The 20,254-nt window shown below is 66.1% G+C and carries 18 protein-coding genes and 1 other RNA gene; 11 read left to right on the top strand and 8 right to left on the bottom strand.

Annotated elements, in window-relative coordinates; translation table 11 throughout:
• Positions 1-43: 43 nt before the first annotated feature.
• Positions 44-3,562 (bottom strand): indolepyruvate ferredoxin oxidoreductase family protein, encoded by a 3,519-nt coding sequence (locus D3877_RS19735; RefSeq protein WP_119832362.1) that lies wholly within the window; start codon positions 3,560-3,562, stop codon positions 44-46.
• Positions 3,563-3,930: 368 nt separating this feature from the next.
• Here D3877_RS19735 and D3877_RS19740 point away from each other — a divergent pair, with 368 nt between their 5' ends.
• Complete coding sequence (locus tag D3877_RS19740; RefSeq protein WP_119832363.1) at positions 3,931-4,584, top strand: cation diffusion facilitator family transporter; 654 nt, start codon at positions 3,931-3,933, stop codon at positions 4,582-4,584.
• A 32-nt stretch (positions 4,585-4,616) separates the two neighbouring features.
• Here the strand turns inward: D3877_RS19740 and D3877_RS19745 are convergent, their stop codons facing one another.
• Positions 4,617-5,585, bottom strand: coding sequence for a tripartite tricarboxylate transporter substrate binding protein (locus D3877_RS19745; protein ID WP_119832364.1), 969 nt, complete (start codon positions 5,583-5,585; stop codon positions 4,617-4,619).
• A gap of 594 nt (positions 5,586-6,179) precedes the next feature.
• On the opposite strand from D3877_RS19745, the gene D3877_RS19750 reads away from it, so the two are divergent.
• A complete protein-coding gene (locus tag D3877_RS19750; RefSeq protein ID WP_119832365.1) occupies positions 6,180-8,402 on the top strand; it encodes an anthranilate synthase in 2,223 nt (740 codons plus the stop codon).
• 37 nt (positions 8,403-8,439) lie between these two features.
• Here D3877_RS19750 and D3877_RS19755 read toward each other — a convergent pair whose 3' ends face one another.
• The gene (locus tag D3877_RS19755) at positions 8,440-8,688 is read right to left on the bottom strand and encodes a DUF2312 domain-containing protein (protein ID WP_119832366.1); all 249 of its coding nucleotides are present in this window, start codon (positions 8,686-8,688) and stop codon (positions 8,440-8,442) included.
• 390 nt (positions 8,689-9,078) lie between these two features.
• Here D3877_RS19755 and D3877_RS19760 point away from each other — a divergent pair, with 390 nt between their 5' ends.
• From D3877_RS19760 to D3877_RS30885, 5 genes are all read left to right on the top strand, one after another.
• Entirely contained in the window at positions 9,079-10,233 is a 1,155-nt protein-coding gene (locus D3877_RS19760; RefSeq protein WP_119832367.1) for a Re/Si-specific NAD(P)(+) transhydrogenase subunit alpha, read from the top strand.
• Positions 10,234-10,258: 25 nt separating this feature from the next.
• Positions 10,259-10,678, top strand: a complete 420-nt coding sequence (locus tag D3877_RS19765) for an NAD(P) transhydrogenase subunit alpha part 2 (protein ID WP_119832368.1) — start codon at positions 10,259-10,261, stop codon at positions 10,676-10,678.
• A gap of 4 nt (positions 10,679-10,682) precedes the next feature.
• On the top strand, positions 10,683-12,083 hold the full coding sequence (locus D3877_RS19770) for an NAD(P)(+) transhydrogenase (Re/Si-specific) subunit beta (RefSeq protein ID WP_119832369.1): 1,401 nt from the start codon (positions 10,683-10,685) through the stop codon (positions 12,081-12,083).
• A gap of 101 nt (positions 12,084-12,184) precedes the next feature.
• The gene (locus D3877_RS19775; RefSeq protein ID WP_119832370.1) at positions 12,185-12,472 is read left to right on the top strand and encodes a DUF1330 domain-containing protein; all 288 of its coding nucleotides are present in this window, start codon (positions 12,185-12,187) and stop codon (positions 12,470-12,472) included.
• Between the two features lie 170 nt (positions 12,473-12,642).
• Positions 12,643-12,771 carry a hypothetical protein gene (locus D3877_RS30885; protein ID WP_274379638.1) on the top strand — a complete coding sequence of 43 codons (129 nt, stop codon included), beginning with the start codon at positions 12,643-12,645 and terminating at the stop codon, positions 12,769-12,771.
• A gap of 22 nt (positions 12,772-12,793) precedes the next feature.
• On the opposite strand, the gene panB is transcribed toward D3877_RS30885, so the two are convergent.
• Positions 12,794-13,633 carry a 3-methyl-2-oxobutanoate hydroxymethyltransferase gene (gene panB, locus D3877_RS19780; RefSeq protein WP_119832371.1) on the bottom strand — a complete coding sequence of 280 codons (840 nt, stop codon included), beginning with the start codon at positions 13,631-13,633 and terminating at the stop codon, positions 12,794-12,796.
• 336 nt (positions 13,634-13,969) lie between these two features.
• Positions 13,970-14,173: a 30S ribosomal protein S21 gene (gene rpsU / locus D3877_RS19785; RefSeq protein WP_012974546.1), complete on the bottom strand. Its 204-nt coding sequence runs from the start codon at positions 14,171-14,173 to the stop codon at positions 13,970-13,972.
• Between the two features lie 323 nt (positions 14,174-14,496).
• Here rpsU and def point away from each other — a divergent pair, with 323 nt between their 5' ends.
• On the top strand, positions 14,497-15,039 hold the full coding sequence (def, locus tag D3877_RS19790; protein WP_119832372.1) for a peptide deformylase: 543 nt from the start codon (positions 14,497-14,499) through the stop codon (positions 15,037-15,039).
• Positions 15,036-15,731 (top strand): COQ9 family protein, encoded by a 696-nt coding sequence (locus D3877_RS19795; protein ID WP_119832373.1) that lies wholly within the window; start codon positions 15,036-15,038, stop codon positions 15,729-15,731. Before def ends, D3877_RS19795 begins: the two co-directional genes overlap by 4 nt.
• 27 nt (positions 15,732-15,758) lie before the next feature.
• Here the strand turns inward: D3877_RS19795 and D3877_RS19800 are convergent, their stop codons facing one another.
• The 3 genes from D3877_RS19800 to ssrA form a co-directional block, all read right to left on the bottom strand.
• Positions 15,759-16,157 (bottom strand): TfoX/Sxy family protein, encoded by a 399-nt coding sequence (locus D3877_RS19800; RefSeq protein ID WP_119832374.1) that lies wholly within the window; start codon positions 16,155-16,157, stop codon positions 15,759-15,761.
• Between the two features lie 10 nt (positions 16,158-16,167).
• A complete protein-coding gene (locus D3877_RS19805; protein ID WP_119832375.1) occupies positions 16,168-16,665 on the bottom strand; it encodes an SspB family protein in 498 nt (165 codons plus the stop codon).
• Positions 16,666-16,715: 50 nt separating this feature from the next.
• Positions 16,716-17,078, bottom strand: a transfer-messenger RNA (tmRNA) gene (ssrA, locus tag D3877_RS19810).
• 104 nt (positions 17,079-17,182) lie between these two features.
• Here ssrA and thyX point away from each other — a divergent pair.
• Both thyX and D3877_RS19820 read left to right on the top strand, forming a co-directional pair.
• Positions 17,183-18,124 carry an FAD-dependent thymidylate synthase gene (gene thyX / locus D3877_RS19815; RefSeq protein ID WP_119832376.1) on the top strand — a complete coding sequence of 314 codons (942 nt, stop codon included), beginning with the start codon at positions 17,183-17,185 and terminating at the stop codon, positions 18,122-18,124.
• Between the two features lie 39 nt (positions 18,125-18,163).
• Complete coding sequence (locus D3877_RS19820) at positions 18,164-20,059, top strand: O-linked N-acetylglucosamine transferase, SPINDLY family protein (RefSeq protein ID WP_119832377.1); 1,896 nt, start codon at positions 18,164-18,166, stop codon at positions 20,057-20,059.
• The last annotated feature ends 195 nt before the right edge of the window (positions 20,060-20,254 follow it).

The raw sequence follows: 20,254 nt of genomic DNA on the forward strand, positions 1-20,254 counted from the left end.
CTTGGGCGGCGCAGTTGCGCCGTCGTCGCCGGGGTAATGGCGGTTACTCCGCCGCCATCGCCGGGGCCTTCGCCGGGTTGCGGAAGGCGTCCAGCAGTTTGGCTTCCTTGGCCTTGGCGATGGCGACGTTGCGGGCCTTGATTGGGCCGTAGCCGCGCATCTCCATCGGCAGGGCGGCGATTTCCAGGGCCAGGGCCAGCGTGTCGCGGGTCAGGCTGTGCAGGATTTCGCCCATCACCGCCTCGTAATCGGCGATCAGTTGACGTTCCTGGCGGCGCTCCTCCGTGCGGCCGAAGGGGTCGAAGCGGGTGCCGCGCAGGCGCTTGCCCTTGGCCAGCAGGCGCAGGACCGGCAGCATCCAGGGGCCGAAGGTCTTCTTTTTCGGCTCGCCGCCATCCTCGCCGACCTCGCCCAGCGCCGGGGGGGCCAGATGGAAGGTTAGCTTCCAGTCGCCTTCGAACTGGCGCTGGACGCTTTCGAGGAAACCGCTGTCGGTGTAGAGGCGGGCGACCTCATACTCGTCCTTGTAGGCCAGCAGCTTGAAATGGGCGCGGGCGACGGCTTCGGTCAGAGCGGTGGAGCCGGGGATTTTCTGCCCCTCGACCCGACGGGTCCAATCGACCAGCGCGTGATAACGGGCGGCGTAGGCGCTGTCCTGATAGTCGGTCAGGAAGCGGGTGCGCCGCTCGACGATCTCCTCCAGGCTGTCGGAGAAACGGCGCTGGTCGAGCAGGAGGGAGGCGTTTCCGACCTCCACCGGGGCGGGCGGGGCGGCGGCGGCCTGGACGGCGGCCAGATCGACGGCGGCGCGACGGCCCCACTGGAAGGCGTCGAGATTCAGTTTGATCGACACGCCGTTCAGTTCGATGGCCTTGAGGATCGCGGCCTCGGTCAGCGGGATCAGCCCCTTTTGCCAGGCGTAGCCCATCAGGATGGGGTTGGCGTAAACGCTGTCGCCCAACAGGCCGGTGGCGAGTTTCGAGGCGTCCAGCGCGTCGACCATGGCGTCGCCGCCGCAGGCCTTGCGGATGTCGCCGACCAGATCGCGGACGGGGATCACCATGTCCGGCTTTTTGATGAAATCGGCGGTGATGGCGTCGTGGGTGTTGACCACGGCGCGGGTGTGGCCCGCCCGCATCTTCGACAGCCCGTCGCCCGCCGCCGCGACGACGATGTCGCAGCCTAGAACCGCGTCGGCCCCGCCCGCCGCGATGCGGACGGAATGAATGTCTTCCGGCGTCTGACCGATGCGGATGTGGCTGGTGACGGCGCCGCCCTTTTGCGCCAGCCCGGTCATGTCGAGCACGCCGACGCCCTTGCCCTCGATGTGCGCGGCCATGCCGAGCAGCGCGCCGATGGTGACGACGCCGGTGCCGCCGACGCCGGTGACATACAGGCCCCAGGTCTTGTCAAAGGTCGGCAGGGTCGGGGTGGGCAGCGGCGCGCTGTCCACCGCCTTGGCGGCGGCGGGCTTGGGTTTGCGCAACTGACCGCCCTCGACCGTGACGAAGCTGGGGCAGAAGCCCTTGGTGCAGGAGAAATCCTTGTTGCAGGAGGATTGATCGATCTGGCGCTTGCGCCCGAACTCGGTCTCCAGCGGGATCACCGACACGCAGGATGATTTGGTCGAGCAATCGCCGCAGCCTTCGCACACCAGCTCGTTGATGACCACGCGCTTGGCCGGATCGACCATCTTGCCGCGCTTGCGGCGGCGGCGCTTTTCGGTGGCGCAGGTCTGGTCATAAATCAGGATGCTGGTGCCGCCGACCTCGCGCAGTTCCTTCTGCACGCGGTCCAGATCGTCGCGGTGCTCCACCGCCGTGAATTGCGGCAGGCCGCTGTTGATGCCGTATTTTTCCGGCTCGTCGGTGACGACGGTGATGCGGGTCACGCCCTCCGCCCGCAGGGTCTGGGCGATGGATTGGACGGTCTGCGTGCCGTCAAAGGGCTGGCCGCCGGTCATGGCGACGGCGTCGTTGAACAGGATCTTGTAGGTGATGTTCACCTTGGCGGCGATGGCCTGACGGATCGCCAGGATGCCGGAATGGAAATAGGTGCCGTCGCCCAGATTGGCGAAGATGTGGGTTTCGTCGGTGAAGGGGGCTTGGCCGACCCACGGCACACCCTCGCCGCCCATCTGGGTGAAGGTGTCGGCCTTGCGGTCCAGCCAGGTCGCCATGTAATGGCAGCCGATGCCGCCCAAGGCCCGGCTGCCCTCCGGCACCACGGTCGAGGTGTTGTGCGGGCAGCCCGAACAGAAGGTCGGCTTGCGCACGACGCGGGCGACATGGGCCTTTTGCTGCTCCTGCGCGTCGAGGAAGGCGATGCGGCGGGCGAGGTTTTCATTGTCGATGAAGCGCTGCAAGCGCCGCCCGATCACCACGGCGATCTGGGCGGGGGACAGCTCGCCCGCGCTGGGCAGAATCCATTCACCGGCCTCGTCGAACTTGCCGACGACCTTCGGGCGGACGTCGGAATTCCAGTTGTAAAGCTGTTCCTTGAGCTGGTTTTCAATGACCGCGCGCTTTTCCTCGACGACGACGATCTCCTCCAGCCCTTCGGCGAAATGGCGGACGCCGTCGCGCTCCAGCGGCCAGGGCATGCCGACCTTGTAGACGGTGATGCCCCAATCGGCCGCCATCTCCTCCGTGATGCCGAGTTCGTCCAAGGCTTGGCGAACGTCCAGATAGCTCTTGCCGGTGGTGACGATTCCGAAACGCGGGCGCGGGCTGGACAGCACGACTTGATCCAGCTTGTTGGCGCGGGCGAAGGCGAGCGCGGCGTAAAGCTTGTGCTTCATCAGCCGGTGTTCCTGCTCCAGCGGCGGATCGGGCCAACGGATGTTCAGGCCCCCGGCGGGCATCGGGAAATCGGCGGGAATGATCGGGCTGACGCGGTGCGGGTCGATGTAGACGGACGCCGAGCTGTCCACCGTCTCGGCGATCGTCTTCATGGCGATCCAGCAGCCGGAAAAGCGGCTCATCTGCCAGCCGATCAGGCCGTAATCCAAAATCTCCTGCACGCCCGACGGATTCAGCACCGGAATCATCGCGTGCATGTAGGCGTGTTCGGACTGGTGCGGGAAGGTCGAGGATTTGGAATTGTGGTCGTCGCCGGTCAGCACCAGCACGCCGCCGTTTTTCGAGGTTCCCGCCGCGTTGGCGTGCTTGAAGACGTCGCCGGAGCGGTCAACGCCCGGCCCCTTGCCGTACCACATGGCGAAGACGCCGTCGTATCGGGCGCCCTTGAACATGCCGACCTGCTGGCTGCCCCAAACGGCGGTCGCGCCCAACTCCTCATTCACGCCGGGTTGGAATTGGATGTGGTTCTTTTCCAGGAATTTGCGGGCGTTCCACAAATTCTGGTCGAACCCGCCCAGCGGCGATCCGCGATAACCGGAAATAAAACAGCCGGTGTTCAGCCCGGCCAACAGATCCCGTTGGCGCTGCATCATCGGCAGACGCACCAACGCTTGGGTGCCGGTGAGGTAAACGCGCCCCTGTTCGAGCGCGTATTTGTCGTCAAGCGACACGTTTGCCAATGACACAGGCGCCAGAGCCATCGTCCCCATCCCTTCCAAGCGTCGGCGGCCGGGCTTTATTGCTGGGCCGTCATTTTGTTCGACCTGCAAAAAGGTAATGAAGGCTGTCGTATGTGTCCACGCCCGTCATGGGCCGATCCGCAAAAAGCAAGGAACATCCGGCAACCAAGGGTCTTCCGTAACGGACCGTATGGAAACGCCTGCCTTGCGGACATTACCGCTCCGTCGTCGTTTCCTGGGCGCCGCCCCAACACGGAATATGGGGGTGACTCGGATCATTGGGAGGGGCCGCGTGTGGGCGCGTTGTTCAATCAGGAAAAACTGATGAAGATGGACGCGACGGTGGCCGACGCCTATCTTACGCGCAGGGCTTTTGCGAGGGGACGGACATGGACGGCGGTTGCGGCGGCGGCGCGTGTGGTGGCGGCGGTGGTGGGCGGCGCGGCGGTGGTCAGGCCGATTTTCGCCGCACCTTGCGCACGGCGATGATGGTCAGCGCGGTGATGGGGGCGTTCCTGCTCATCGCCGCCACCCGCACCCAGGCGGTGGCGCTGTGGGCGGTGGCGCTGCTGGCGTTGAACCACGCCGCGACCTACGGCGTCAGTCTGGCGACGATGGGGCGCTCACTGGAAACGCGGGCGCGGCTGTCGTTGCTTCAGGGGGCGGTTCTGGCCGGGGCGGTGGTCTGGGTTCTGGTGACGGCTGGGCGCGCGGTGATCGGCGCGGGCGCGCCCGACGCGCCGCTGGCCAGTTTGGCCTTGCTGGTGGTGATCGGCGTCAGCCTGTCGATGGCGACCCTGCTGTTCGCTGGGCGGCGGGGGACGCTGTCGCTGCGATCAGTGTGGCTGTGCGCGCGCGGGGATCTGCTGCCGCAAGCCGCAGGGATGATGGGATTGCTTGGGGTTTGGGCGTTGGCCGATGGGTGGCCGGACGCGGCGGTGGGCGCGGTGATCGCCGCCTCGCTGTTGCCCGCCGCCTGGTCGCTGACGCGTGGGGCCTTGGGTCTGTCGCTGCCGACTGCGGGATCAATCCCCCGCCGCTGACGCGGCGGAGGGGCGCTTTTCAGAGTTTTGCTTTATCGGGCGAGCCAGGGGGCTTCGGTCCACAGCGCGCGGAAATCATCGTCGCCCGCCCGCAGCTCCGTGGCGAAGGTGACAGGATCGAGCACGCGCAGGGGCTGGAAGGTGTCCTCGGCGATCTTGCGGAATCCTGGATCGTTGGCGGCCTTGGTGATGGCGTCGACCAGTTTGGTCTTCACCTCATCCGAAAGGTCCTGGGGCGCGGCCAAGCCGCGCATCGATCCCATGACGATGTTGTAGCCCTGCTCCTGAAAGGTCGGCACGTTTGGCGCCATCGGCGAGCGGGCGGCGGCCATCACCCCCAAAACACGCACCGGGTCTGATTGCACCCCACGCAGCGCTTCGGCGATGTTGGTGGCCGAGGCCGCCGTGTTGCCGTTCAGCATGGCGCGGTAATTGTCGATGCTGGTGGTGAAGGGAATGTGCAGGAATTGCGCCTTGGACTGGCGTTGCAGGGCCAAAATGGCGAGGTGATCGTCCGACCCGACGCCAGTGGACGCGATGCTGACCTTCAGCGGATTGGCCTTGGCGTGGGCGACGAGATCGGCCAGCGTTTTGTAAGGGCTGTCGTTGCGCACGATGAGGACGCCGGGATCGTCGATGATGTTCACCAGCGGCGTCAGCCGGTCGAGCGTGAAGCGCGCCCGCCGCTCAATGGGGATGGTCTGGATCGTCGGCGTGTTGATGAAGCCGATGGTGTAGCCGTCGGGTTTGGCGTCCGCCAGCGCGGCAAAGCCGATTTCACCACCCGCGCCCGGCTTGTTCACCGTGATGACGCGGGCGCCCGGACCCAGATGCTTTTCAATGAAGGGAGCCAAGCTGCGCGCCGTGATGTCGGTTTGTCCACCGACGCCATAGGCAACGATCATGGTGATGGGCCGTTCCGGGTAGTCGGCTTTGGCGTGAAACGGCAGAATCGCCAAGGCGCCGGTCAACAGCGCCAAATGACGCAGACGATCACGCATTCTCAGCCCCCCATCCTTACAGGAACAGAGTTCCTATAATTTGCAGCGATTTTTACGATTATAGTCACCTGACAAAATTTTGTGCATTAAATTTAAATGCGGTAACTGAGACGTCGCCCTCTGGCATCCCTTTGGTGGTGGTGGTTCGATTATCCTCGCGCCGCTTCTGCATGCGGGAAATCAAATGTCCGGCTTTGTTCCCATTTCAGGCAATTTCCCGACCGACACCCGCAAATTTTCTTATCACAAAGCCGGACGGCGGCGGCGGAGCGTCACCAAGATGTTGCCAATCTGACATCTGCCGCGCGTTCGATTCGGGCGCGCTGCAATTTGAACGGGCCTTGACAATCCCGGCGGGGTTGTGGCGAAGTGTTTGCCATGAACACGTCCTCGCTCCTCCTGTCGCGTCGTTGGTGGCGGCCCGTTTAGATCGGGTCGGCCAGAACCACGCGTGCGTTTGAGCGCACCATGAACCAAAGGCCGCCCGGTGTTACCGGGGCGGCCTTTTTCGTGGGAACGAAAAGCACAAGGGTACGAACGGGAACTCCGGGTGGCGTCGATCGCCAGAACCACCGCCCCCCGGAGACGCCACCGATGTTCGCTCCCGATCTTTTCCTTGCCGATCCCCGCCATCTTGATTCGTTGAGCTACCAGACCGGCGGCGGGCTGGCCGTGACCCGGCAAAGCGCGCCGCTGCCGCCCCAAAACGCGCTGGATCCGTTGATCACGGCTCTGGACACGCGGCGGGGCCTGCTGCTGTCCAGCGGGGTGGAGGCGCCGGGCCGTTACCGCCGCCACGCGTTGGGCTTCGTCGATCCGCCGCTGGCGGTCACGGCACGTGGGCGGACGGTGCGAATCGACGCGCTGAACGAGCGCGGCCGGGTGTTGCTGCCCGCCCTGTTCCGCGCGTTGGATGGGTTGGACGCGCTGGTCGGGGTGGAGCAAGCGCCGGGTCGGCTTACGGCGCTGACCCGCAAGGCCGCCGGGCCGTTCCCCGAGGAGGAGCGCAGCCGTCAACCCTCGGTGTTTTCCGTGCTGCGCGCCTTGATCGGGCTGTTTTCCGCGCCGGACGACCCGTTTCTCGGCCTGTATGGCGCGTTCGGCTATGATTTGACCTTCCAGTTCGAGCCGATCCGCCTGCGGCTGGAGCGGCCCGACGACCAGCGCGATCTGGTGCTGTATCTGCCCGACGAGCTGGTCGCGCTCGACCCCGCCGCCGGGGTGGCCCGTTGTTTCCGCTACGACTTCACGGTCGATGGCGTCAGCACGCAGGGGCTGCCCCGCAGCGGGCGCGCCCATCCCTACCGCCCCGACACCAACGCGGCGGCGGAGGCGGACCACGCGCCGGGCGATTATCAGCGGGTGGTGGAAACCGCCAAGGCCGCCTTCCGGCGCGGCGATCTGTTCGAGGTGGTGCCCGGCCAGACCTTCGCCGAACCCTGCGCCGACAGCCCGGCCACGGTGTTCCGCCGCCTGCGCGCCGCCAACCCGGCCCCCTATGAGGCGCTGGTCAATCTGGGGCAGGGCGAGTTTCTCGTCGCCGCCAGCCCGGAAATGTATGTGCGGGTCGGCGCGGCGAACGGCGGTGGGGCGGGGCGGGTGGAGACCTGCCCGATTTCCGGCACCGTGGCGCGCGGGGCCGACGCGCTGGGCGATTCGGCGCAAATCCTGACGCTGCTGAACTCGGCCAAGGACGCGGCGGAGTTGACCATGTGCACCGACGTGGACCGCAACGACAAGGCGCGGGTGTGCGAGCCGGGATCGGTGCGGGTGATCGGACGGCGGATGATCGAGCTGTATTCCCGCCTGATCCACACCGTCGATCACGTCGAAGGGCGGTTGCGCGGCGGTTTTGACGCGCTGGACGCCTTTCTCACCCACACCTGGGCGGTGACGGTGACGGGCGCGCCCAAGCGTTGGGCCATGCAGTTTCTGGAGGACAACGAGAAATCGCCGCGCCGCTGGTATGGCGGGGCCTTTGGCCGCCTTGGCTTCGACGGCGGCATGGACACCGGCCTGACGCTGCGCACCATCCGCATGATGGACGGCGTCGCCTTCATCCGCGCCGGAGCCACCCTGTTGGCCGACAGCGACCCCGACGCCGAGGACGCCGAATGCCGTCTGAAGGCCGCCGCCTTCCGCGACGCTGTGCGGGGAGTCGCCCTGGAATTGCGCGTGATGGCCAAACCGGCGGCGGCGCGGAGCGGGCAGGGCAAACGGGTGCTGCTGGTCGATCACGACGACAGTTTCGTCCACACGCTGGGCGACTATTTCCGCCAGACCGGAGCGGAGGTGACGACGCTGCGCCACAGCCACGCGCGGGCGGCTCTGCGCGCCGATCCGCCCGATCTTCTGGTGCTGTCGCCAGGGCCGGGGCGGCCCAGCGATTTCGACGTCGCCGGAACCATGGCGGCGGCGCTGGAGTTGGGCGTGCCGGTGTTCGGCGTCTGTCTGGGGCTGCAAGGAATCGCCGAGGGGTTCGGCGGGACGCTGGACGTGGCCGAGCCGATGCACGGCAAGGCGTCAACCCTGCGGGCGCTGGGGGGAGGGCGGCTGTTCGACGGTTTGCCCGACCGTTTGCGGGTGGGCCGCTATCATTCTTTGGTCGCCCGCCGCGACACGCTGCCCGCCGTCTTGCAGGTGACGGCGGAAACCGACGATGGCCGCGTCATGGCGCTGGAACACCGGAGCTTGCCGGTGGCCGCCGTGCAATTCCACCCCGAATCCATCCTGACTCTGGAGGGCGGGCATGGCTTGGCGCTGATCGGCAACGTGATGGCCCGGCTGGCCGGGCGGGCGGTGGCGAAGGCGGCGTGAAAAGCGGGTTGCAAGAGAGGGGGCGCGCGGGCGCCCCTTACTCCACCATTCCCAAGGCTTCCTTGTAGAGGTCGAGCAGGGCTTCCTGCTCCTGGCGGTCGGCCTTGTCCATTTTGCGCAGACGGATGATCTGGCGGATGATCTTGGTGTCGAAGCCGGTGCCTTTGGCTTCGGCGTAGACCTCCTTGACGTCCTCTTGCAGACCCTTCTTTTCCTCTTCCAGGCGCTCGATGCGCTCGACAAAGGATTTCAGACGGTCCGCCGCAATGCCGCCGACATCGGACATGGAAACCTCACCACAAGAAAGAGAACATTTGGGAACGGGGCGGGACGATATCGGCGGGCGGCGGGAATGGCAAGCGGGCGATTCCGTGGGGCTGCCGGGCGTTGCCGAGGGGAGAGCGATTCACGGTCTGCGGCGCAGCGTCACGCCGCGTGGCGGGATACGGTGGAGCAATAGAACAGCGGGTTCATGTGTTGCCCGGTTTCTTGTTTCTTCGGAAACAATGCTACTTACGGCCAACACAGCCATTCTCTTTGTTGCGACGCGGTGAATTGGCTGGTAGTACCATCACAGTGTTTGACTTCACAAGGTCAGACAAATCCGGCATGTGTACGCGTCGTCTAAGCCGATGACCCGGGAATCGGCGTATTTGAGGCAGGGGAGTTGGACATAATGAAAGTCGCCATACCCAAGGAGCGACGTGCGGGTGAACTTCGCGTCGCGGCGTCGCCGGAGACGGTGAAAAAGCTGAAGGCGCTCGGGCTTGAGGTGGTTGTGGAAAGCGGGGCCGGTCTCGGCTCCAGCCTTCCCGACGCCGTGTTCGAGGCCGCCGGCGCCACCATCGCCGCCGACGCGGCGTCGGCGCTGAACGACGCCGACATCGTGCTGAAGGTGCAGCGTCCGCTCCTTTCGGGGGAAGGGTCGGACGGGGTTGACGAGCTGGCGTTGCTGAAAAAAGGCGCGCTGCTGTTCGCCATCCTGAACCCGTACAACAGCCGCGATCATGTGAAGGCCTACGCCGCCGCTGGCGTCAACGCCTTCGCCATGGAATTCATGCCGCGCATCACCCGCGCGCAGGTGATGGACGTGCTGTCCTCCCAGGCCAACCTCGCCGGTTACAAGGCGGTGGTGGACGCGGCGGGGGAATATGGCCGCGCCTTCCCGATGATGATGACCGCCGCCGGCACGGTTCCGCCCGCGCGCGCCTTCATCATGGGCGTCGGCGTCGCCGGTTTGCAGGCCATCGCCACGGCCAAGCGTCTGGGGGCCATCGTGTCGGCCACCGACGTGCGCCCGGCGGTGAAGGAGCAGGTTCAGTCGCTCGGCGGCAGCTTCGTCGCGGTTGAGAATGACGAGTTCAAGCAGGCGGAAACCGCTGGCGGTTACGCCAAGGAGATGAGCGACGACTACAAGCGCCAACAGGCGGCGCTGGTGGCCGAGCACATCAAGAAGCAGGACATCGTCATCACGACCGCGCTGATTCCGGGCCGCAAGGCCCCGATCCTGGTGACGGCGGAGCATGTCGCCTCGATGAAGCCCGGTTCGGTCCTGATCGATCTGGCGGTGGAGCAAGGCGGCAACGTCGAAGGCTCCAAGCTGGGCGAGACGGTCGTGACCGCCAACGGCGTCAAGATCGTCGGCCACGCCAACTACCCGAGCCGCATCGCCGAATCCGCCTCGCTGCTCTACGCCAAGAACCTGCTGGCTCTGTTGACGGCGTTGAACGACAAGGACAAGGGCGTCACCATCAACTGGGACGACGAGATTGTGAAGGCCATCGCGCTGACCCGTGACGGCGCCGTCATTCATCCCGCCTTCACCGGCTGATTGGGACGCCCCAGGAGAGACATCAATGGATCAGACACAACTGACCGCCCGCATCGCCGAGTTGAAGGCCAATCTGGCGGCGCTTGGCCAGCAGGCCGACCTGTTGGCCGCCCAGGTCGCCAACGCGGCGCACCCCGCCGCCGAGGCCGCCGGTGGTCATGGCAACTTCTTCGTCACCGGCCTGACCGTTCTCGTGCTGGCCTGCTTCGTCGGCTATTACGTGGTGTGGCGCGTCACGCCCGCCCTGCATTCGCCGCTGATGGCCGTCACCAACGCCGTCTCGTCGGTCATCATCGTCGGCGCGCTGATCGCCGCCGGTCCCGCCGAGTTCGGTTTTTCCAAGCTGTTGGGCTTCCTGGCCGTCATTCTGGCCAGCGTCAACATCTTCGGCGGCTTCCTGGTGACGCAGCGCATGCTCTCCATGTTCAAGAAGAAGGGCAAGTAAAACCATGGAAACCTTGTCCGCTCTTCTCTATCTGGTCGCGTCGATCTGCTTCATCATGGCGTTGCGCGGCCTGTCCAGCCCGGAAACTTCGCGTCAGGGCAACATCTACGGCATGGTCGGCATGACCATCGCCATCCTGACCACGCTGGCCTCGCCCATCGTCCAATCCTATTGGCTGATCGTGCTGGGCGTCGCCATCGGCGGGGCCATCGGCTACGTCGTCGCCAAGAAGATCGAGATGACGGCCCTGCCGCAGCTCGTCGCCGCCTTCCACTCGCTGGTCGGTCTGGCCGCCGTCTTCGTGGCGCTCGCCGCCTTCTACTCGCCGGAGGCCTACGGCATCGGCTCCGCCGGGGCCATCGCCAAGGGGTCGTTGATCGAAATGGCGCTTGGCGCCGCCGTCGGCGCGATCACCTTCACCGGCTCCATCGTCGCCTTCGCCAAGCTGCAAGGGCTGGTGACGGGCAAGCCGCTGGTCTTCCCGATGCAGCACCCGCTGAACGCGGCGCTGGGCGTGTTGAGCGTGCTGTTGATCGTCTGGCTGGTCCAGTCGAACGCGACCGCCGCCATGTGGCTCATCATCATCGCGGCGCTGGCGCTCGGCTTCCTGTTGATCCTGCCGATCGGCGGGGCCGACATGCCGGTCGTCATCTCGATGCTGAACAGCTATTCGGGTTGGGCGGCCTGCGGCATCGGCTTCACCCTGCAAAACAACCTGCTCATCATCACCGGCGCGCTGGTGGGATCGTCGGGCGCGATTCTGTCCTACATCATGTGCAAGGGCATGAACCGCTCGATCTTCAACGTCATCCTCGGCGGCTTCGGCGGCGAGGCGGCGGGCGCGGCGGCGGCGGGCGGCGGCGGCGGGCCGCAAGGTTCGGTCAAGGCCGGTTCGCCGGAAGACGCCGCGTACATCATGAAGAACGCCCAGTCGGTCATCATCGTGCCCGGCTATGGCATGGCGGTCGCCCAGGCGCAGCACGCCCTGCGCGAAATGGCCGACGTGCTCAAGCATGAGGGCGTTTCGGTCAAATACGCCATCCACCCCGTCGCGGGCCGCATGCCCGGCCACATGAACGTGCTGCTGGCCGAAGCCAACGTCCCCTATGACGAGGTGTTCGAGCTGGAGGACATCAACCGCGAGTTCGGCACGGCGGACGTCGCTTTCGTCATTGGCGCCAACGACGTGACCAACCCGGCGGCGAAGACCGATCCGTCCAGCCCGATCTACGGCATGCCGATTTTGGATGTGGAAAAGGCCAAGACGGTCTTCTTCATCAAGCGCGGCATGGCCGCCGGTTATGCCGGCGTCGAGAACGAGCTGTTCTTCCGCCCCAACACCATGATGCTGTTCGGCGACGCCAAGAAAGTCACCGAAGAGGTCGTCAAGGCGATGGACGCCTAACAGGGCTTCTCCGTCTGACGAGATTTGCCGGAACGGGCGCGAGGGGCTAGGCTCCTCGCGCCTTTTTTGCGTCAGAACCAATCCATTGGGAGTTTTCCGCCATGCCCGCCTATGTGATCGCCGACGTCCGCATCACCGACAGTGTCGCTTACGAGCGTTACAAGACGCTGACGCCGAACGCCATCGCCAAGAATGGCGGGCGTTTCCTGAGCCGGGGCGGCCAGACCGAGGTGTTGGAAGGCGGCTGGGAGCCGGGCCGCGTGGTGATCCTGGAATTTCCCGACTACGCCGCCGCCAAGGCCTTTTACGACAGCCCCGAGTATCGCGAGGCGCGGGAGGCGCGCAAGGACGCCGCCGATTTCAAGATGCTCGTCGTGGATGGGCTGTGAAAGTGGGGCTGTGAAGGCGGGCGCGCTGTGACGCCGCACGGTTACGTTCGGTTACACAAAGCCGCCCATCGCGACACACACGGGACACACCGCTCCGTTAGAGCTTGAGGCCATGCAACGACCCGGCGGAACGGCTCCGCCGGGTCGGCCCTCAAGCGGAGCCGCCGATCATGGATGAGTTAGACGAGACCGCGCCGGTCGAGATGCAGATCAGCCTGTGGACCCGTGTGATGTGCTGCGTTCTGCTGTTCGGCCTGTGGCTGTGCGCCACCTCGATCTTTTTGTTGACCGAGGTGTGAGCGCAGCCAAGCCCCGCCGGACTTACGCGTTGGTGGTCGCGGGCTTTTTGACGCCGAAGCAATGCTCCGGGCCGGGGAAGCTGCGGGCGCGGACCTCGGCGGCGTAGCTTGCGACCGCCTGGGTGACGGTGTCTGCCAATTCGGCGTAGCGCTTGACGAATTTCGGCTGGAACTGGCCGAACAACCCCAGCATGTCGTCCGTCACCAGCACTTGGCCGTCGCAGGCGGGCGAGCCGCCGATGCCGATGGTCGGGACCGCGACCTCTTCGGTGATGCGGCGGGCCAGCGGCTCCATGATCGCTTCCAGCACCAGGGAGAAGGCCCCGGCCTCGGCGATGGCGCGGGCGTCGGCGACGATTCGCTCCGCCACCGCCGGATCGCGGCCCAACGCCTTGTAGCCGCCCAGCGTGTTGACCGATTGCGGGGTCAGCCCGACATGCCCCATCACCGGGATGCCGCGCGCGGTCAGGAAGGCCACCGTTTCGGCCATCTCCAACCCGCCTTCCAGCTTCACCGCCTGCGCGCCGGTTTCCTGCATCACGCGGGCCGAGGCGCGGAAGGCCGCCTGCGGGCTTTCCTGGTAGCAGCCAAATGGCAGGTCGACGACGACGCACGCCTGTTCGGACGCGCGGACCACGGCGGCGCCATGGGCGATCATCATGTCGAGCGAGACCGGCAGCGTGCTGTCCAGCCCATAAACCACCATGCCCAGCGAGTCGCCGACCAGCAGCAGATCGACATGCTGGTCGAGCAGGCGGGCCATCGGGGCGGTGTAGGCGGTCAGGCAGACGATTGGCTCGCCGCCCTTGCGGGCGCGCAGGTCGGGGGTGGACACACGGGTGATCGACTTCGAGGCGCTCATGACAACCCTTCCGGTGGCAAGGGGGATGGCGGGGATGTTGGGAGTGGCTGCGGCGTATGCCCCCTCCCTAACCCTCCCCCGCTGGGCGGGAGAGGGGACGATCATCGTTTCAGACGCTGGCTCCCTCTCCCGCGTCAGCGGGGGAGGGCTGGGGAGGGGGCGTCAAGGCGACCGCGCGCCGCAACGAGGCCACTCCAGGGCGCTCAAACGAAACTCCAGACACACCAAAACCGCCCACGCGAAACTTCACGGGACGGTCCAGGTGCAAGACACAAAGGGGTCTTGGGCGCGCCGAAACACGCCCATAATCACAGGCGTCCTGACGACGCCTGTCGATCAATAGCCCTCGCGTTCCATCCGCTTGCGGAGAAGCTTCCGGGTGCGGCGAACCGCCTCCGCCTTCTCACGAGCGCGCTTTTCCGAGGGCTTCTCGTAATTACGGCGCAGCTTCATTTCACGGAAAATACCCTCGCGCTGCATCTTCTTCTTGAGCGCGCGGAGGGCCTGATCGACGTTGTTATCTCGGACCAGAACTTGCACGTTAACCGTCACCCTTCCAAGTGAGTCGTGTTGCAACCAAGCAACAGACAGGCATGCGCGGCGGGCGCACCCCTTGTGTGGTTCAGTGTGTAGCACGCTGTCGCGGCCTTGTGAAGAGGACTCTTTGCCGATGCGGCAAGGTCGCCACGCAGACGCCGGACAGCAGGTTCAACGTCGCGATTGCGCCGCCATTGCGCGGTTGATTGGGCTTGTCTGTCCTCTGTTCATGCCGTTTCTGCCGTGTGGACCACGATGATGATGTTTTCATCGTCCGACTCCGCGAAACAGTTGCCGGATGCGCGTCGCCTCCCAGATAATAGGGCATGGCTTTGTTGATGATCGCCCAGATGGGCAACCCGGCGCTGCGCGCGGTGGCGCGTCCGGTCGCCGACCCGACCGACCCGGACATCGCGCGGCTCGCCGCCGACATGATCGAGACGATGATGGACGCGCCCGGCGTTGGTCTGGCTGCGCCGCAAGTGGGCGAGTCCGTAAGGATGATCGTCTTCCGCGTGCCGCCCGACCGATCCGGCGGGGAGGCGATCCCGCCCACCGTCCTCATCAACCCGGTGATCGAACCGCTCGACGATGAAACGGAGTTGGGGTTGGAAGGCTGCCTGTCGATTCCGGTGCTGCGCGGGCTGGCGCCGCGCTTCACCCGCATCCGCTACAGCGGGGTGGGGTTGGATGGCGCGCCGATCAGCCGGGTGGCCGAGGGATTCCACGCCCGAGTCGTGCAGCATGAAGCCGACCATCTCGACGGTCATCTCTACATCGACCGCGTCACCGACACGCGCCACCTCGCCACCGTCGAGGAAAGCCATCACCTCACCGATGCCCTGAAGGGGGCGGGAGACCGCGAATGACCATCGACCAACTGCGCGACGCGCTTTTGCTGGCGACCCTGCCCAACGTCACCTTTGACGGCTGGAGCCTTCAGGCTCTGCGCGACGGCGCCGATCAGGCCGGGCTGGACTCCACCGCCGCGCTGCGCGCCTTCCCCGGCGGCGTCGCCGACGCGGTCGCCCATTTCAGCGCCTGGACCGACGCCGAGACCCTGGCGCGACTCGACGCACAGCCGCTTGACGCCCTGAAGGTCCGCGAAAAGATCGCTCTGGCCGTCCGCACCCATTTCGAGGTGTTGGAGCCGCACCGCGAGGCCAAGCGGCGGCAATTGTCCTATCTGGCCATGCCGCAGAATGTCGGGTTGGGCCTTAAGCTGCTCTACGCCACCGTCGATTCGCTGTGGTTCGCGGCGGGGGACACGGCGACCGACTACAACCATTACACCAAGCGGGCGTTGCTGGCCGCCGTGGTCAGCTCCGCGACCTTCTATTGGCTGGACGACCAGTCCGACGACCACGCCGAGACCTGGGCCTTCGTGGACCGCCGTTTGGCCGATGTGATGAGCGTTGGCAAGGCGACGGCGTCGCTGGGCAAGCTGGGCGCGCTGCTGTCGCATTTGCCAAGCCCGGTGCGCTTCGCCCGCCAGATCCGCCAGCGCAGCGGCTCCGCCGGAATCGACGCGACGACTCTGAACCGCACCGAGGCGGTGTGAGGAGCGCGGCGGCGCCCCGTTCGGTCTTCATTCCGACGCCGGAGCCGCCTTCGTCTTTTTTGTCGTCTTTCGCTTGGCCGCCGCCGCTTTGACCGCCGCCGCGCGCAACGCCGCCTCCAGGGCGGGGCGCGCCCAATCCAACAATTCGTCGGGATCGTCCAGCGCCGAGTCGGGCGGCGGATAATAAGAGAGCGTCACCGGCTTGTCGGCCATCGGGCGAAACGGCTCCAGCCCCAACGCCACGTAGGCGGCCCGGTTGCCGTCATCGACCTTGAAATAGAGAATGTCGTCGGACACCAGCGCGAAGGAAAAGCCGTCGCAGGTGACGCCGTAACCGCCAAACATGCGGCGCGCCCGCACGTCGCCAAGCCGGGACAACGTCGCGCAGACGTCGGTCACGAAATCGCTTGGCGGGCGGGCGGCCATCAGACGTGGGTTACTTTTTGCGGAAGGCGTCCAGGGTCACGACTTCGCCGCGCTTCGGCTCGTCGTCGGAATCGCTGGGCTTGGCCTCGTCCTTGCGCTCGACCATTGTCGGGCGGGGCGAGATCGCCGATATCTCCGCCGATTCGGCAGGGACGACCGGCTGGAATTGCAGGGCGAAATTCACCGACGGGTCGGCGAAGGTGGTGATCGCGCCGAACGGGATGACCAGACGTTCGTGCACGTTGTTGAAGCTCAGCGTCACCTCGAAATGATCGTCGTGAAGCTCCAGCCCATAATATTGGAACTGAAGGACGATGGTCATTTCGTTGGGGTATTGCGCGGCCAGATAGCTGGGGATGTCGACCCCCGGATAGCCGCTGCGGAACGTCACATAGAAATGATGATTGCCGGGCAGCCCGCGCTCGGCCACTTCGGACAAGGCTTCGCGGACGACGCCGCGCAACGCGGTCTCGACCATCCGGTCATAACGAAGCTGCTCTTTCGGCATGCTTGGGCTGGTCCCTGACAATCGCGTGAGCGAAACAACGATGATGGTGAAGTGTGGGCCTTCTGTTGCTAGGCGGCCCACGGCCCCACCCTCAGGCGCTAACCATCGGGGATTTAGGTTTAGGCCACCAGCCGCCGTTAGGCAGCGAGGCGAGCCTGAGCAACGTTGTCATTGGCAACTTTGCAAATGGCCCGATAACGGCGGTACCATGCCGAGCGAAAACCATGCCTTTACCACGCGTGTCGATCCTATTTCGCCCCCAACGACCCCGGCCAATGAGTCCGGAAGATGGTTGGTGGAGGCGCCGGGTACCGCCCCCGGGTCCACAACGCTTATTCCACAAGGCGTTTATCGCCATAGTCGGCAAGCCGACGAGTGGGAATATAGGGGGTCGCGCCCGGCAATGGAAGTGTTTGCGTCGCAGAATGCGCGAATGAGAGGGCTGCGTCGCCTTGCGGCTGGAATTGGCCGGTCGTCGCGCGCTAGAGTGCGCGCCATCGAAGCCCCTGGAGTCACCATGCCGATCACGCCCGAGCAGCGCGACGAAATTGATCGCCTGCGCGCCGTCACCGCCACCACCCGCCGCGCCACCGTTCCGGCGTTGGAAGAGATTCTGTACCAGCCGGTCGAGCTGCTCGACCATGGCTTTGTCCGGGTTGTCGATTATATGGGCGACGACGCCGCCGTCGTGCAGGCCGCCCGCGTGTCCTACGGCAAGGGCACCAAGAAGGTCAGCGAAGACGCCGGTCTCATCAAATATCTGATGCGCCACCGCCACTCGACCCCGTTCGAGATGTGCGAGATCAAGTTTCACGTCAAGCTGCCGATCTTCGTCGCCCGCCAGTGGATCCGCCACCGCACGGCCAACGTGAACGAATATTCGGCCCGCTATTCGATCCTGGACCGGGAGTTCTACGTTCCGGCCCCCGACCAGTTGGGCGCGCAGGCCGTCATCAACCGCCAGGGCCGGGGCGACGTGCTGGAAGGCGAGGAGGCGGCGGCGGTGCTCAAGCTGCTGCGCGACGATTCCGAACGCGCCTACAGCCATTATGAAGAGCTGCTGAACCAGCGCGAAGACGGCACGGTCATCGACGAGTCCCGCCAGGGTCTGGCGCGGGAATTGGCGCGGATGAACCTGCCGCTGAACTATTACACCCAGTGGTATTGGAAGGTTGACCTTCACAATCTGCTGCATTTCCTGTCGCTGCGCGCCGACAGCCACGCCCAGTATGAGATTCGCGTCTACGCCGACGCGATGCTCGACATCGTCCGCCGCTGGGTTCCGGCGGTGTATGAGTCCTTCACCGAATACCGCCAGGGCGGCGGCCATCTGTCGCGCACCGGGCTGGACGTGGTGAAGCGTCTGCTGGCGGGGGAGCCGGTGACGCAGGACAACAGCGGCCTGTCCAAGCGCGAGTGGCGCGAGTTGATGGACCAGTTGGGCCGTCCCGAGGCGTAACCCACTCTAGACGCTGCACACCAAGCAAGGATCACCGCCATGACGCCCGATCAGGCCGAAGGCTTTCACCGCCAAGGTCTGATCGCGGCGCAGGCGGGCCGCCTGGACGAGGCGCTGGACCTCATCGCCCAAGCCATCACGGCGAACCCCGGCGTCGCCGCCTGGTGGGCGAATTACGGGTTGGTGCTGGAAAGCAAGGGCGACGCGCTGGGCGCGGCGCAGGCCTACGCCGGGGCCTTGAACCTGGACGGCGGTCTGGCGCTGGCCATGGATGGGCTGCTGGCGATGGCGCAGGGTTTGCGTGACGCCAACCGGGCCGATCTGGCGGAGAGCTGCTACCGCCGCGCGCTGGCGCTTGACCCTGCCGCCGTGACGGTGACGGCCAACGCCGGGGTGCTGCTGCGGGCGCAGGGACGGCGCGACGAGGCGGCGGTTCTCTACCGCCGGGCGGCGGCGCTGGAGCCGGACAATTGGATTCACCCCTACAATCTGGGCAACGCGCTGGCCGAACTGGATCGGCTGGGCGCGGCGGAAGCGGCCTTCCGCGCGGCGCTGGTCCTTGATCCGGCGCGGGCGGAGGCGCTGGCCAACCGCGCCACCCGCGCGCTGGCGCTTCAGGGGCGGTTGGGCGAGGCGTTGGTCGCCGTCGAACGCGCGCTCCGCCTGCACCCCGGCGCCGATTCGCTGCACACGGCGCGGCTCTATCTGATGCAGTTCGACCCGGCCCGCAGCATGGCGCAGATCGCCCAGGCCCACGCCGATTGGGGGGCGCGTTACCCCGACCGTGTCGCGGCCTCCGTCGCGCCCCCGGCGCCGAAGCTGCGCGTCGGCTATGTCTCCCCCGACTTCCGCGCCCATCCGGTCGGCTTTTTTCTGGAGCCGGTGCTGGCGGCCCATGACCGCGAAGCGGTCGAGGTGGTGTGCTACGCCAACACCGCCAACCCCGATTGGAAGACGGAGCGCCTGATGGCGCTGGCCGATGGCTGGGTGTGGACGGCGGGCCTGAGCGACGCGGAGCTGACCGCCCGCATCCGCGCCGACAACATCCACATTCTGGTCGATCTGGCCGGACACACCTTCGGCAACCGGCTGGGGGTGTTCGCCCAGCGCGCCGCGCCCGTTCAGGCGACCTGGGCGGGCTATGTCGGCACCACCGGCCTTCCGGCGATGGACTACCTGATTTCCGACAGCCGCCAAAGCCCGCCGGGGGCCGACGGCTGGGCGATCGAGGGCATCGTCCGCATGCCCGACGCCTATGTGCCGTGGGGACCGCCCGAGGACGCGCCGCCGGTGGCCCCGCCGCCCATGCGGACCAACGGCTTTCCCACCTTTGGCTCGTTGAACGCGCTGCCCAAGCTGAACCCGGCGGTCGCCGCCCTGTGGTCGCGGCTGCTGGTCGCCGTGCCGGACGCCCGGCTGCTGCTGCGCGCGCCCGGCCTGGACGATCCCGAGCAGCGGGCGCGGGCGCTCGCCCTGTTCGCCGACGCCGGGGCCGACCCGGCGCGGATCCTGCTGCGCGGCGGCGCGCCGCACCGGGAGTTTCTGGGCGGTTACGGTGAAATCGACGTGGCGCTCGACCCCTTCCCCTATTCGGGCGGGCTGACGACGCTGGAAGCGCTGTGGATGGGCGTGCCGGTGGTGACGCTGGGGGGCGACCGTTTTTGCGCCCGCCACGCGGTGACGCATCTGATCTCCGCCGGCCTGTCGGCGCTGGCGGTGGACGGCGAGGCGGCTTACGTCGCCATGGCCGCCGCCCTGGTCTCTGACCCCGACGGGTTGGCCGATCTGCGGGCGGGCTTGCGCGACCGGCTGCGCGCCTCCCCGGCGCTGGACGGAATCCGCTTCACCCGCGCGCTGGAGGCGGCCTTCGCCGCGATGTGGCAACGCGCGGCGGCGGGGCAGGGCCGGGCCTCCTTCGCGTTGAATTTCGACTGATGAGATCTTCCAAAAGGAGTTTCGGCGACAGCGAGAGAAAGGATTTTCCCAAAATTGACTTTCTAAAATTTACGAAAAATTTGATGTGTGGATTTGTTGCGTTATCTGGGGTCTCCTCAAGAAAATCATCTGTTGATGGGGTGCCTTCGGAATGACGCGGCTGTCGATCAAAGCGCTGATGACCCTTTTTGCTCT

This window comes from Azospirillum cavernae (assembly GCF_003590795.1).
In the GTDB taxonomy this organism is placed as follows: Bacteria; Pseudomonadota; Alphaproteobacteria; order Azospirillales; family Azospirillaceae; genus Azospirillum; species Azospirillum cavernae.